The following is a 13532-nucleotide window of genomic DNA, read 5'->3' as shown; positions in this document are numbered from 1 at the left end:
GCAGTGAACAGCTCGCCGTATCCCCCTACCGCGTCGGAGGAGGAGAAACGGTGGTCCTTCGCGGGCCACAGCCGCCGTAACAGCCCCACCCCGCTCACCGTCCCGGCACCCCACGGTCCTCGACCAGCCGCAACACGGTCCGGATCTTCTCCGGCTGGCTCATGACGATGTCGTGCGGGCCCTCCCCCCGCAGATAGCGACCGCCGTGATGGGCGACGCTCTCGAACTTGGCCATGAGCAACCCGCTCAGCACGTCATCGACGGTGAAGGGAACTCCTCCCGCGTCGCCGTACGCCGCGAGGATATTCCCCAGCATCTCCAGTGGAGCCGACGAACCCGAACGGAGGATCACGGTCTGCGCGACCGTCGCCACGTCGGCCAGGACCAGGTCGACACGTGCGTGATCCCAATCCAGCAGCCCGGTCAGAACCGGAGGGTGTGCGCCACCAAGTCGGAGATTCGGGTTGGACGGATCACCGTGCACCATCTGCATCGGATGCCGGGTGAGCCTGTCCAGGCGTGCTCGGATCAGTGCCTCAGCCCGCGTCAGGACGTCTCGCTGTTCGGCCGTGTACTCCAGTCGGGGATCGGCCGCGAGAGCCGCCCCCTCCTCGAAGAGCTTCACCGAGTTCTCACCCGACACCGCCAGCTCACCGGGCAGGTCCCGCAGCAGGCGGTGCAGCGACGCCAGCCCGGATGCCACCGCCTCCATGTCGGCCGATGACGACGCCTGCGGCTGGCGTCCCCCCAGGTGCGCGGTCAACGACCAGGCATACCCGCCAGCATGGGGCGTGAAGTCGCCGGTCCGCGAGGGCAGGAACGAGGGAACCTCGAATGTCTCACCCGCTCGCTCCGCCACGGCGGTGCATAGGCTCCGGAGCCGGTCCATCGTCTCCTGATGCGCGGCGGGAACGCACGTCAGCCAGGAATCGCCGACGTGCCAAGTCGCCTTGTTCACCCCGACGTCGACGCGCACGGGGGCCGCGGTGAGTCCCCAACTCCCAGTGCTGATCTCCTGGGCGAGGGCGTCCAGGACGCTCGATTCGGTCTGGTGTGTCATACGGATGCGTCCTCACTCGTCACGAACGGAACACCGCGGTGCTGGGCGGGCACGACCTTCGTGACCGTGACACGGTCGTACAGGGCCTCGAGCCGCGGCAGGGGCGGTTCACGCCAGGGCCCCAGTCTTTCGCGAACCGCCCTCCGCCACGGCTCTCCGCGGAATGTCGCATCGGGATGCAGAGGGCGGCCGACGCCGTCCAGCCGGGGCAGGCGGGAGAGAGCCACCTCGGCCTGGGCCCATGAAGGCAACAGCCCTGAACGTGCCGTGCTCAGCGCGTCTCGGGTCGCCTCGCGCCACGCATAGACGTGGTCCCCATAGGTGGAGAGAGCCCGGTACGCGGCGGCCTCGGCGGTGGGATGCATTCGCAGCTCGAGACCGACCCCGACCTTCCGCCCTTGGCCGTCACGTCCGCCGTTGAGGAACAGCCGCACCTGATCGACGATCTCCTGCCCACCGGCCACCACGCCGCCGCCTTCGGCGCCGAGGGGCTTTCCAACTCGGAACGACGAGACCACCGCCACGGCTCGTGCGGTCGCTTTCCGCCAGACCAGGGGATCCGGGGTCTGCGCGAGATCGATAACCAGGGGAACGTCATGGCCTTCGGCCCAGCGCTGCCACAATGCAAGGTCGATGGCGAAACCGCCGTAAGGTGCGTAAAGAACAAAGCCGATCTCCGCGGTCGCCGCTATGCCGTCGGCGTGAACAGGTGACATCCCGAACGATTCGTCGATGTCCACCATCACCGGCCGCATCCCCGCGTGGATCACCGCGTTGACGACACCCGAGCAGATCCATCCAGGCATCAGCACCGCGTGGCCAGGGGAGGACACGCAGGACGCGACAGCGAGAACGGCGGCGCTCCCACTGACCGTCGTCACCGCTGCCTCAGCCCCCAACTGTGCCGCCGAGAGGAGGTCCAGCCCATGCCGTCGCATCGATTCACGTCCACCCTTGCCCGGATCGTTCTCCCAACGCTTCAGGCAGTGTCACCCACCTGCGGATATCAGGGGTAGTGAGAGAAACTCTCCGGGGTGATTCCGCTTTTCAGGAGCAGCAGTGCCCGGGTCCGACATGAGAGCCGCTCTCACTTGACAGGGCGGCGATATTACGTATCGGGGTGGTGACACTCCCTGTTCGCCGTTAGTTTGGCGTGGAGAGCCTCCCCTCGGAAAGCAGGCCATGCCTCGTCTCACAGCAGCGCCTCATGATCTGAAATGTGCTTCACGCCTTCGCCAGAGCATGCTGGATGTGGCCGGTATCCGCCCCTCGGATCCCCCGCCTGGCTGGTTGCTGGCGCAGATCGCCCAGGCCATCCACGAGTGCTGCGGCCACATCCGCCTCAAGTGCTTTCGTCTGGCGTCCGGATGGACCGTCATCTCCGCGATCGAGCAGTTCCACCGGATGTGTGACCGGGAAGGAACCAAACGCCGTGGGCTGACGGAACGGTCTTGGCGTCAGTGGGAGGCGGGAGACCGGCCGAGCCGGGACTACGAGGACCTGCTGTGCAGGCTGTTCGGCACTGGGCCAGTACAGCTCGGCTTCGCGTCCGACTACACGCAGCAACCAACGCGATCAGGCTTGGCCGTTCCGGCTCCGCGGGATCCGGCCGCGTACGGTCGACTGGTAGTCGTGCGAGGCCTCGACACCCCCGCACTGGGCGAGGGCATCGCCTACCGGACCGAAGAGGAAGTGATCATGGCTGCCGCCCGGGAATCGGCGCGCTTCGGTCAGCGCGCCGAACAAACGAATGTCGGCCCCCAGACCCTGGAGCAACTCGACGCCGACCTGCGACGCCTCATCTCGGCCTACCCCCGCCGTCCGGTCTTCCCCACCTTCCTGGAGGTCCTGGAGCTGCGTAACCGCGCGTTCGAGCTGCTGGAAGGCCAGCAGCACCCGCGGCAGACGCGGGACCTGTATCTCGTCGCGGGTACCGCGTGCGGCATCCTGTCGAACGCCTCCTTCGACCTGGGGAAGATGGACGCTGCGGGGACCCAGGCCCGGACGGCGTATCTGTGTGCGGAGCTCGCGGGCAGCAACTGGCTGCGGATCTGGGTGCGGGGAATGCAGAGCATGATCGCCTACTGGGGTGATCGCTTCGAGGAGGCCATCGACCTGGCGTCGTCCGTCCGGGAGCTCACCCCCGAGCAGGGCTCATCCGCCGTCCGTCTCGCCTCCGTCGAAGCACGGGCACAAGCCCGGCTGCACAACACCGAGGCTGCTCTTGCGGCCATGACCGCCGCCACCGCGGCGCGCGAAGCGATGACCCGCCCCGACGACTTCGGCGGCATGATGGCCTTCCCCGAGGAGAAGCAACTCTTCTACAGCAGCACCTGCCAGGTGTGGCTGGGCGGGGAATCGAGATTCCGCGAAGCGGCACGGAACGCGTCCGAGGCCGTCTCTGTCTACCAGGAGGCGCCACCGGAGCGGCGGAGGATCGGGGAGATGTGTCTGGCCAGGCTCGATGTCGCCTCCGCACACCTGGGGCTGGGGGAGCTCGAAGGGGCTGTGCAGGAGATCCGATCGGTCTTCGACGCCGCCGCGCTCCGGCGCACCGACAGTGTGAAGCGGAGGCTCCAGCAGGTGGAGGAGCAGATGGGGGAATCACGACTGCGCACAGCACCCCTGGCGAGGGATCTGCGGGATGAGATCATCGAGTTCTGTGCCGCTCCCGCCCCCGCCCTCCCGGAAGGTGCCGCCTCATGACCTCCCTTCTGACCGTCGCCCTGCTGCACCCCGGACAGATGGGTGCGGCGATCGGGCGTGAGCTCGTCCGCTCCGGTGTCCCTGTGCTGTGGTGCCCCACGGGACGCAGCGCCGCCAGCGCCAGGAGAGCTTCCGAAGCGGGTCTGAGACCGGTGGCGGATCTGGGGCAGTTGCTGAGTGAGGCCTCCATCGCCATCTCCCTGTGCCCACCAGCAGCCGCGGAGGAGACCGCCGCGTCGGTTCGTGAAGCTGGCTTCACAGGGGTCTTCGTCGAGGCCAACGCCATCAGCCCGGAGCGTGCGGGGCGGATCGCCGACGACCTCACGGCGAGCGGCGCACAGGTCGTGGACGGGTCCGTGATCGGACCGCCACCCGGCGGCTCCGTCGGCACCCATCTCTACCTCTCCGGTGTTTCCACAGAGGTCTCCGAGGTCGTGAAGCTGTTCGAGGGAACAGCCGTTGAGCCGATCGCCATCGACGGCCCGGTGGGCAGGGCGTCAGCGCTGAAGATGGCGTACGGCTCCTACCAGAAGGCCACGTGCGCCCTCGCGGCCGTCGCCCAGGCGCTCGCCGATGCGCACGGTGTGTCCGAACAGCTCACAGCGGAGGCACGACGACTCGCGAAGTCTCCGCTCGCCACACCCGACTACCTGTCCGGTGTGGCGGCGAAGGCCTGGCGGTGGGCACCGGAGATGAGGGAGGTGGCCGACACCCTGGCCTCCACCGGCCTGCCCAGTGATTTGGCGGCGGCGGCCGCATCGGCGTTCGAGCTCTGGAACGGGGACAAGGACAACTTCGACATTCCGTTGCCCGACGTGCTCGCCCACCTTCGCACCAACAAGCCCGCTTCAGTCAGTGACCAATAAGAGGAGTCCACGCCTTGGCGAGTTCGAGGTCCGCCAAGTGGGGGTCGGTGCAGTCGTGCTGACGACACGAAGCTTCCCCGACCAACCTGCCTTCCGCAGCCAGGACTTTATGGATGGCCTTGTGGAGGAGCGGACACGCAAGGTGCTGGCTGCACTGGAAGAAGCCGGAGTCTACGCTCCCCAGAAGGCTCTTGCGATACTGATCGACCACGGGGCGCGGATCCCTAACTTGTGGAGTATTCTGGAAGGAGAGAACTTTAGTCCTCTCGGGGCTCGCCCGACCAGTGGCTCGTGACCACTAAGGACACGCAGATGGAAGGCACCCCGGTAGCCGTTCAGCCGGGTGAACCGACCGGTGGTCAATCAAGATCGCTGGAGCGGCCCTTCCATGCTGCGGCAAGCCGCCCCGTCAGCGCGGAAGATCGGACGCTGACGGAGATCTCGTGGCAGCCGCCCTGCCGATGCTCAACGACATCGCTCAATACGCCTCTGGCGCTGGCCTGCTTGCTTTCGTTTACGGATTCCTGGTCACGACGTTGGCGCTCACCGCTGTGTTCTCCTCCAAACCGGTTCGCCGCAAAGCTGCCAAGGAGGTCCTTCTCCTGCTGCTCCCCCGCCGAGGGCGTGGCCGATCGGAGGAGGGCACCAAGTGAGAAGAGCTGTAACGCGCAGGACCCATGGCCGGTTCAGGGCAGCGGGCGAGGCGGAAGTTCGACCACCAAGTGCGCGCTGGTGATCAGCTGCTCCGCGATGTCTCCGCCCAAGCAGGCGGCCAGTGCCTCCTTCCCCGACGCACAAGCAATCCAGGAGGCATCGGCCCGGGAGACGAGCCGGTCGACGGCGTCGATCAGCGCGCCCTGGCCAGCGGCCATCACCGACTGGACCATCGGGTCCTCCACGGCGCGTTCCGTAGTGACTCCGACCCTGTTGTCGACCCGGTTGGTGAGGCCGTCGATGAAGGTGACCGGGGTGCCAGCCTCGAAGTCCCTCGGCTTGTAGTCGTTCCCGTAGACGAGGTGGTAGGACTCGTGCACGCTGATGTTGTTGGGCGGGTATCCGGCGTCCAGGATCCGTTTGAGCATGGCGTAGGCGTGGTGGGTCTTACCACTCCAGATCGGGCCCAGCAGCAGCCGTGTCATGGCGCCGTTGAGCACCGAGTCGCACCACTGATCCGCCTCGACCAGTGTGGTGGTGGCGTCGGCGTAGCGCGGGGGATGATCGTCATCGGGGTTTCCTCAGAGGTTGGGATCGACGTGGTGGTTCGGCGGCCGCTGGACAGCTCCGGCACGTGCTTGTACAGGGTTGACCGGGACACTCCGAGCAGGCGGGCGATCGAGGCCACCGGGTTGTCGGGACGGGTCAGCAGGTCGCGGGCGTGGCGGATCTGCTCTGGGGTCATCGCCGTGGGCCGCCCCAGGCGTTTGCCCGAGGCACGGGCAGCGTCCAGATCCGGGACCGGGTCGGCGGGTTGCAGGTCCAACCGGCGGGCCAGGTCGACGAACACCCGCGTGGGCAGGTCGGGCAGACGGCGGAAGGAGTCGCGTCCAGGTGGTGAGGGTGGATATGCCCAGCAGGTCGGCGATCTCGCGAACGGTGGCGCCGCACTGGGCGATCCGGCAGCGGATCAGGAGCGGGGCCTGGCCACCAGGGTAGCGCGAGGCCAGCCGAAGTCACAGGAGACGTTCGGTCACCGCTATCCACGATGATGTACGCATGGCAATCGAACGCATCGGAAAAATTCGAAAACCTATAGTTTGGGCTACCTGAATATCTACAGGGATGACCTTGAAGCCCTCATGCGGGCAATGAAGGATTTCGGCGGGGATAGCGTTGATGCGACCGTCAATCGCATTGCCAATCTCACCGAGCCAGAAGATTTCTCTGAACTGCCGCCCGATGTTCCAGAGAAGCTGGAGTCCGTCGTCATCAAGGCGGCCAATAAAAGCTCCGAGGTCACGCTCAACCTCGGAGAGGCCCGATACCATGGCGAAGGGGCGTGCTCCATCGAGATTATTAGCCCTGATCAGCGGTCCCACGGACTTCGTGCACAAGTGGAAGACATCTGCAGGCCCCGCCGCAAGCGATTGGCTGCGGAGGCCAGGGAGCATGTTTCAGTGGCGATATTCGTACTCTTTGTGGTGCTGGCCATGGGGGCGTTCTTCCTGCCTTATCCAGACATGGAGTACGCGGTTCTCATCAGGGGTGTAGGGGCAATTGGAATCAGCTTCTGGCCATGCCTTTTTATCTGGAAGATTGCTTCTAGGCACTGGAAGACGAGCATCATCAATGAGTACCGTGCACAACGCCCTACGCATTGGGAACGGCATCGCATCACTTACATCTCCAACGCCGTTTCCATCACCGTGAGCCTGGTGCTGGGTGGAATTATCGGTTACTTCGTGAACCAAATTTCGTGATCCGAGCCCTCAACGGGTCTTGGGCAGTCGGGCGGGGCCCTGCCCTGGCGGGAGCGTCCGCGTAGGTGGGCGACTTGGCGGGTGATCCCGTGTACCGCGCCGATTTGGGCTCAGGACGCCTGCCCTCCGGGGGCGTCGGGGTTGCGGGCGGCGGCGAACGCCGCCGCTTCGGTGCGCTCCCACAGGCGGCGCATCTCCTCCAGCAGGGGACGGACAAGATAAGCTAAAAAGGGGCAATGGGCCGACGTTTCCGCAGGCTAGGGGTAAACTAAGTTGCTCGTTCGGGGTGGCCTAGTGATCGGGTGCGGTTCGTCCCGGTATCTTCCGGTTCTGGCCCCCGGTGACTGCGGTTACCAGCGTAGTTAATGCTGGTCCCGGCTTCATCTGACGAAGGAACCCTTTATTTGATGAAAGCCCCTTGCCCTCTCCGGCCCTACCTTGTCCGTCCCCCAGCAGGGGCAGCCCGCCCACCAGGTGAAGGCCCGCCGATCCCGGCGCGAGGGCGTCTCGGCTCATCCGTTCTCACTCTCCGCCGCTTACATCAGGTGAAGGGTTCCTTCATCTGATGAAACGGTAGCGGGAAAGCCCTGGTGGGAAGGGGGCTTTGGAGAAATCCATGCGCGATAGGCTCACCATCCCCGCCTGCGACCGCTACGGGGGACCCTGCTCAACAGGCCCTTGGATTGGGTGTGCAGACCAGTCGCAGGCTTCATCCGATGAAATAGCGTTCGGTTACAAGGTACGGCCGAAACCGGGATCGTCCCTTGTCAGCCCTGGGTCTGGTCGCCGTCGGGGTGCTCGTTGATCCAGGACAGCCCGCCCACGTCGAGCTGGTGGCGGGCTCGGGTCACCGCCACGTAGGCCAGGCGCGCCTCGGCTTCGTCGATCTGGCCCCAGTAGAGCTGGCCGTCGTCGTCCTCTTCGTCTTCGGGTTCGGTGTCGGCGAAGTCAGCGCCGATACGCACGCTGGCCCACTCCCGACCCTTCGCTTTGTGCGCGGTCGAAACGACGATCTCGGCTGCGCGTTCCTCGACCAGGCGGGAGATCGCGTCCAAAAGGACGTCGGTGCCGTGTTCGTCTACCAGGTCGACCAGCGGCAGCAGATCGCGGCCAGCGGGGTCGTACTCGGCGTACTCCTGCAGGTCGCCCCAGGACTCGAACAGCATCAGCTCCGGATGCCAACTGCGCTTGCCCTCCTTCAACGCTTGGGCGGCTGTGGCGATCTTGGCCAGCGCGTCCCCGCCACCGACCAGTGCCACCCTCTTGCCCGCTTCGAGCAGGGCCATGACCTCAGCCATCGCACCGAAGTTGGACCGGCACAAGATCGCGTCGGGGCGCTCCACCTCGCTCAGTTCGCTGGCCAGCGCCGACGTCCCGCTCAGGCGGATGGGCGCGTCGACGATAGACAGCCACCGGTTGGCCTCTCGCGCCAGGTCGGGGCCGAAGCGGAAGGACTGCGACAGGCCCAGCTGGGTGCCGTCGAAACCGGACATGACGTCGCGGGCGCCCCGCCATCCGTAGATGGCCTGGGCCGAGTCGCCGACCATGACGAGCTGGGCGTGGCCGCGCTGGTCGTTGAAGATCTTCTCGACCACCGGGTTGGTGTCCTGGGCTTCGTCCAGGAGGAGGAAATCGGTGGGCAGGTGGGGGTCGGTGAGGGCCCACATCTTCAGGTAGTGGTCGTGGGCGAAGCGGACGGCGCCCTCGTCGGGGTTTTGCAGGTCGGACCAGGCTTTGCGGGCGTAGGGCAGGACGATGTCGATGAGTTGGGCGTGCAGGTGCTCGGCTTCGAGGCCGCGCAAGTAGGGCACGTGGCGGGGCAGGATCTCCCGGTCGGCGGACTGGCAGTAGCGGGTCACCGTGTGCAGTGCTGCTGAGGACAGCGCCTTGTTGGTGACCTTGCGCTCGCCGATGCGTACCGTCATGTTGACCGCGATACCCAACGCGACCCCGGTCTTCCAGCTCGGCACCCTGGCCGTCTTCATCCGGCCGGAGTATCGGTGGCCGACTTCCTGATAGGCCAGCGAGTGCGCGGTGCGGCACTCGACATTGGACCCGAACGCGCGACGTGCGGCGTGGGCGATGGAGCGGTTGAACGCCATGTACAGGCCGTCGCGGTGTGTGCTGGAGGCCAGCATCGTCAATGTGGTGGTCTTGCCGGTCCCGGCGCCGGCCTGGAGGACCAGGTTGTCCCCGTTGCGGAAGGCAGCGGTGGCGGCTTCTTGCTCAGCGGTCGGTGCTAGCACGTGTACTCCTCATCCCAGGGGTGGCGGCTTCATAGCGCATTCGGATGATGACACTCGGCTATGACAATTGATCGGTGGCGGCCCGCGCCGAGGGCGCGCACCGCTGCCAACCAGGGCGTCAGGAGTCGGTGGAGGCGTTGTCGTCGGCCTGCCAGTTGCGGGGCTTGAGCCCTGTGCGGTCGGCGACGTCAGCAGCGGTGCGCAAGTCATAGGAGGTGCGCACCCCTGAGGGTGATTTGAACCCGGCGGCGTTGGCCAACACCGAGAGGGTGTAGGGGCGCGGGACGGTGAACTCGCGCGCGTAGGCAATCAGCATGCGGATCTTGGCCTCGGCCTCTTCCTTGATCGCACGCTGCTGGGCCAGGGCACGCAGGACAGGGTCCTCCCCCAGCTCCTCCGCGCTGATCTGGAGTTCCTCGGCGGTCTGTTCGCGGTCGCGGGCCACCATCTCCAGGTGCGCTTGGTGGCCCTCCATGTAGAACTCGTAGTCCGCGTCGGAGGAGAACTCCTCACGCGGCGGGGTGGGCGGCATCGGGTGCAGGATCGCCGCGAGGGCGGCGTAGATGTCATGACTCACCATGCGTGCGATTGAAGCATAGATTTACGATGATCGCAATAATGTGCTCACGCTGAAATCAGCCATCTTGCAGATGGTTCCTACGGCTACGCTCGCGTCTCCACCCCCGAGCAGAACCCCGCCCACCAGGTCGACGTCCTGATCCGAGCCGGAGCCGAGGCGGCCAACATCCACGCCGACACCGCCAGGTGTCACGAGGAGATCTGTAGGCGTACCGGTTCGTTGAGCAGCGCACGGGCTCCGCCGAAGTCGGCGAGCCGTGCCGCGACGGTCGCCACCGCCAGCCGTTCGGGCAGGACAGAGGCGAACTTCAGGCCTCGGACCGCACGTGGGTCGACGTCGGGCAGGACCAGCGAGCCACTCGCCTCCGCATCCCTGCGGGCCTTGTTCCACGCGGAGGCCGTCAAGTCCCCACGCAGTCGCACGGACAGATCCGTTGGACGCTGGACGGGGTCGGCGACCGATGACAGCGTGGCGGCGAGGGTGGCGTTGGCGCGGTAACCGGCCCAGGTCCACCAGCGCACGCCGTCGCCCTCTCGAGTCAGCAGTGTTCCGCCGGGGTGCACGATGTTGGGTGCCTCGCCCTGGCGCCATGCGGCCAGGGCGCTCTGGGCCCGGCGGGTGAGCGTCACCGAGGGGTCGGTGCCCAGTAGCACCTCGCGCATGGCGCGCGTCAGCGTGTGGGACAGTCCGGAGATCCCGCCGGTGGTCCACTTGGCCACGCCCCCGCCGTCGGCTGGTTCGACGAAGGCTCTACGGCGTGTCCAGTCGATGTAGGTCACCCGCCAGCTCCGTCCACCGAGTAGCAGAAGCCGTGGCCCCTGGCGCTCCTCGGTCAGCACGGTGGTGTCGGTCCGCCCGATCTCCTGGCGGCCCGAGAGCACGGTGAACTGGGGCGGCGCGGTGAAGGAGGCGGTCAGCTCGATGAAGTGGCGCTGCCCGAAGCGGCGCTCGGCCTCTGGGCCGACGAACAGCATCCCGTCGTCGGAGTCGAGGAATCCCTCATCGATCATGTGCTTCAAGATGGGTGCCGCGGAGCTGTCGAAGGGCGCCAGTCCGTTCCACTCCTCAAACCACAGGTGGTCGCCGATCCGGTGCTTTTGAAGGGTGAGGGCGAGGAGCTGTTGCGCCACCAGGTGGCGCGGCTCGGGCGGCGCGGTGACCGGCTCCACCCAGCCGCGCTCCCACAGGAGCAGCAGGGCCGCGGCCTGGAGCAGACTCTCCTTGCGGGTGGCCAGGAACAGACAGTTGCATATGGACCCCGGCCGTCGTCCGGTGCGCCCGATGCGCTGAAGGAACGACGCGACGGTGTCGGGCGAGTCGATCTGGATCACCCGGTCCAGATCCCCCACGTCGATCCCCAGTTCGAGCGTGGAGGTGGAGACGATGACGCAGTCCCGGGCCTCCGCGAACGCCTGCTCCGACCGGGCGCGCTCGAAGGCCGACAACGAGGCGTGGGACAGGAACACGGTCACGTCGCGGGCGCGCAGAGCAGCCCCCAGCTCCTCCACCTGCCGCCGGGAGTCACAGAACACGAGCCGTTTCTCGCCCTGGTGCAGCGCCGCGATCAGCTTCGCGGCGTTGTCGAGCGACCCCACGTAGTCGAGCTCCACTTCACCGGCGGGGCGGGCAGCGCCGCGGGTTGCCGCGACCTCCGGTGCCACCACTACCCCAGGGCGTTCACCGGCACTCGCTCCCTGCAACCAGGTGAGCAGGTGCTCCGGGTTGCCCACGGTCGCCGACAGGCCCACACGCTGAATGGGGCGCGCGCTGACGCGCTCCAACCGTTCCAGCACGGCCAGCAGGTGCCACCCCCGGTCGTCGCCCGCGAAGGCGTGCACCTCGTCCACGACTACCGCGCGTACGCCCCCCAGCAGGTGGTCGTGGTCGGTGGTCGTCCCGATGAGCATGGCCTCGAGCGACTCGGGAGTGGTGAGCAGGATGTCGGGCGGACTGGCGCGGAGTCGACGCCGTTGCGCCTGACCGGTGTCCCCGTGCCAGAGTTCGGCCCGGCGTCCGAGCCACTGGGCGTAGGAGTCCACCCGGCTGACGAGGTTGTTCAGCAGTGCCTTGAGGGGGCACAGGTACAGCACCGACACCCCGGTCCACCCCCGCCCGCTCATGGCGGACAGTAACGGGAAGCACGCGGCCTCGGTCTTGCCACCCGCAGTCGGGGCGAGCAGGACGGCATCGTCACCGTCCATGAGCGGGTCGACGGCGGCCCGCTGCAGGGGCCGCAGGTCCGGCCAACCCAGCGTGTTGACGATGTGGTGCAGCACGACCGGGTCGAGCCGGTCCAGCGGATCGGGGCGGCCCGGTGGAGCCATCTACACGTCCAGGTCGATATCGTCGGCCGAGGCGGCCAGGTTGCGTTCGGTCTCGGTGAGTTCGGTGGTCGACACGGTCAGCTTGTAGTGCTGACGGGGGTCGAAGTCCTCGAACTGGTCGACCCGGTCCAGCACGTCCCCGACGAGCTTCTTCAGGAACAGCCTGGGCGCGACCCCCACCTTGCCGCCCAGAGCCCCGCCCACCGCCCGGGCCAGGTCGGCGATGTAGACGTCGTCAGCCACGTTCTTGACACGGTCGGGCACCGGGGAACCCTCCGCGTACAGATCTCGGATGGTGACCCCGAGTCCTACCAGGGAGTCGATGGTGAACCCGGGCAGGCGGATCTGTGGTGCGCGGGGGTTGTCGAACCGGGGGTCGGTATTGAAGTCCGTGGCCAGACGCTGGGCCAGGGGGGCCAGCCGCTGCACCCCCTGCTGCCCGTCATAGAACGCCGGCGTCCCCGTGATCACCAGGTACAGGCCGGGGAAACGTCCGGAGTGCACCTCGTCGATGAGCTGGCGCAACGCGTTGAGGGCCTTGTCCCGGGCATCGGAGCGCACCCGTTGGAGGGTCTCCACCTCGTCCAAGACCACGAGCAGACCAGGGTGTCCGCTGTCGCGCAGCACGGTCAGCAGCCCCTGGAGGAAGCCGAGCGCACCGAAGTGGTCGAGATTCCCGCGCACACCGGCCGCCCGGCGCGCCGCGGCGGCCACGTGCGGCTGCCCGCCGAGCCAGGACAGGACCGCTGCGGCGGTCGCGTCGTCGCCGTCAGCGAGTGCGGCCCTGTAACCGCGCAGTGCGGTCGCGAATGACGGCGCGTGCCGCGACACTTCTGTGAGGCGGGAGGTGAGCAGCTTCTCCACCGCCGATGGCAGTTCGTCCTCACCTGCTCCGTCGGCGAGGGCATCCTCCTCCAGCGCGTAGAACCAGGCGTCCACCACCGGGCGCAGCGCGCTCGGCGGGAAACTGGAGGTGGTCAGCCGTTCGGTCATCCGCCGGTAGACCGTCTCCAGCTTGTGCAGGGGTGTTTCGGTCTCCGACACCTGGATTTCGCAGACGGCGAGGTTGCGGCGCTTAGCGCGCTCGCCCAGCCAGCGGGTGAAGAAGGTCTTGCCGGACCCGTACTCACCGCGCACCGCCTTGAACACCGATTCGCCCGAGATCACCGTGTCCAGGTCCTCGTCGAGGGCCTGCTCGAACCGGTCCAGTCCGGTGGCGAGCAGGTCAAGGCCGCTCTCGGGCACGGCACCGCGCCGTAGCGCGTCGACCACGCCGCGGCGGCGTGCCACGCTGACCTGCTGGGGGCGGGATGTTCCTGCGGTACTCACACTC

12 protein-coding genes are annotated in these 13532 nt (G+C 67.0%); 4 read left to right on the top strand and 8 right to left on the bottom strand.

The genetic code is table 11. The annotated features are described in order from the left end of the window. Positions 1-94: 94 nt before the first annotated feature. On the bottom strand, positions 95-1060 hold the full coding sequence (locus tag ACFHWE_RS04685; protein WP_416599354.1) for a phosphotransferase enzyme family protein: 966 nt from the start codon (positions 1058-1060) through the stop codon (positions 95-97). Beyond that, a complete protein-coding gene (locus ACFHWE_RS04680; protein ID WP_416599353.1) occupies positions 1057-1998 on the bottom strand; it encodes a DegT/DnrJ/EryC1/StrS family aminotransferase in 942 nt (313 codons plus the stop codon). The genes ACFHWE_RS04685 and ACFHWE_RS04680 overlap by 4 nt, the downstream gene beginning before the upstream one ends. A gap of 694 nt (positions 1999-2692) precedes the next feature. Here ACFHWE_RS04680 and ACFHWE_RS04675 point away from each other — a divergent pair. The 3 genes from ACFHWE_RS04675 to ACFHWE_RS04665 all read left to right on the top strand — a co-directional run bounded on the left by ACFHWE_RS04675 (position 2693) and on the right by ACFHWE_RS04665 (position 5285). Continuing rightward, entirely contained in the window at positions 2693-3766 is a 1074-nt protein-coding gene (locus tag ACFHWE_RS04675; RefSeq protein ID WP_416599352.1) for an XRE family transcriptional regulator, read from the top strand. After that, on the top strand, positions 3763-4632 hold the full coding sequence (locus ACFHWE_RS04670) for a DUF1932 domain-containing protein (protein ID WP_416599351.1): 870 nt from the start codon (positions 3763-3765) through the stop codon (positions 4630-4632). Before ACFHWE_RS04675 ends, ACFHWE_RS04670 begins: the two co-directional genes overlap by 4 nt. Before the next feature lie 443 nt (positions 4633-5075). Next, positions 5076-5285 (top strand): hypothetical protein, encoded by a 210-nt coding sequence (locus tag ACFHWE_RS04665; protein WP_416599350.1) that lies wholly within the window; start codon positions 5076-5078, stop codon positions 5283-5285. A 33-nt stretch (positions 5286-5318) separates the two neighbouring features. On the opposite strand, the gene ACFHWE_RS04660 is transcribed toward ACFHWE_RS04665, so the two are convergent. Both ACFHWE_RS04660 and ACFHWE_RS04655 read right to left on the bottom strand, forming a co-directional pair. Further along, positions 5319-5786: a hypothetical protein gene (locus tag ACFHWE_RS04660; protein WP_416599349.1), complete on the bottom strand. Its 468-nt coding sequence runs from the start codon at positions 5784-5786 to the stop codon at positions 5319-5321. Next, a complete protein-coding gene (locus ACFHWE_RS04655) occupies positions 5768-6136 on the bottom strand; it encodes a helix-turn-helix domain-containing protein (RefSeq protein ID WP_416599348.1) in 369 nt (122 codons plus the stop codon). Before ACFHWE_RS04655 ends, ACFHWE_RS04660 begins: the two co-directional genes overlap by 19 nt. Before the next feature lie 250 nt (positions 6137-6386). Here ACFHWE_RS04655 and ACFHWE_RS04650 point away from each other — a divergent pair, with 250 nt between their 5' ends. Continuing rightward, the gene (locus tag ACFHWE_RS04650; RefSeq protein WP_416599347.1) at positions 6387-7049 is read left to right on the top strand and encodes a hypothetical protein; all 663 of its coding nucleotides are present in this window, start codon (positions 6387-6389) and stop codon (positions 7047-7049) included. A 767-nt stretch (positions 7050-7816) separates the two neighbouring features. Here the strand turns inward: ACFHWE_RS04650 and ACFHWE_RS04645 are convergent. The 4 genes from ACFHWE_RS04645 to brxD all read right to left on the bottom strand — a co-directional run bounded on the left by ACFHWE_RS04645 (position 7817) and on the right by brxD (position 13528). Then, positions 7817-9295 (bottom strand): UvrD-helicase domain-containing protein, encoded by a 1479-nt coding sequence (locus ACFHWE_RS04645; RefSeq protein WP_416599346.1) that lies wholly within the window; start codon positions 9293-9295, stop codon positions 7817-7819. A 118-nt stretch (positions 9296-9413) separates the two neighbouring features. Next, positions 9414-9875 (bottom strand): hypothetical protein, encoded by a 462-nt coding sequence (locus ACFHWE_RS04640; protein ID WP_416599345.1) that lies wholly within the window; start codon positions 9873-9875, stop codon positions 9414-9416. Positions 9876-10063: 188 nt separating this feature from the next. After that, the gene (locus ACFHWE_RS04635; protein WP_416599343.1) at positions 10064-12199 is read right to left on the bottom strand and encodes a DEAD/DEAH box helicase; all 2136 of its coding nucleotides are present in this window, start codon (positions 12197-12199) and stop codon (positions 10064-10066) included. After that, on the bottom strand, positions 12200-13528 hold the full coding sequence (brxD, locus tag ACFHWE_RS04630; protein WP_416599342.1) for a BREX system ATP-binding protein BrxD: 1329 nt from the start codon (positions 13526-13528) through the stop codon (positions 12200-12202). Positions 13529-13532 lie beyond the last annotated feature (4 nt).

The organism is Nocardiopsis sp. LOL_012 (assembly GCF_048060475.1).
Taxonomy (GTDB): Bacteria; Actinomycetota; Actinomycetes; order Streptosporangiales; family Streptosporangiaceae; genus Nocardiopsis.
Note: the sequence above shows the minus strand (reverse complement) of the source record. Positions and strands in the feature narration are given on the sequence as shown.

Coding starts and splice junctions, on each gene's coding strand:
- ACFHWE_RS04685 (WP_416599354.1), bottom strand. CDS start 1,060: ATGACACACCAGACCGAATCGAGCGTCCTGGACGCCCTCGCCCAGGAG.
- ACFHWE_RS04680 (WP_416599353.1), bottom strand. CDS start 1,998: ATGCGACGGCATGGGCTGGACCTCCTCTCGGCGGCACAGTTGGGGGCT.
- ACFHWE_RS04670 (WP_416599351.1), top strand. CDS start 3,763: ATGACCTCCCTTCTGACCGTCGCCCTGCTGCACCCCGGACAGATGGGT.
- ACFHWE_RS04640 (WP_416599345.1), bottom strand. CDS start 9,875: ATGGTGAGTCATGACATCTACGCCGCCCTCGCGGCGATCCTGCACCCG.
- ACFHWE_RS04635 (WP_416599343.1), bottom strand. CDS start 12,199: ATGGCTCCACCGGGCCGCCCCGATCCGCTGGACCGGCTCGACCCGGTC.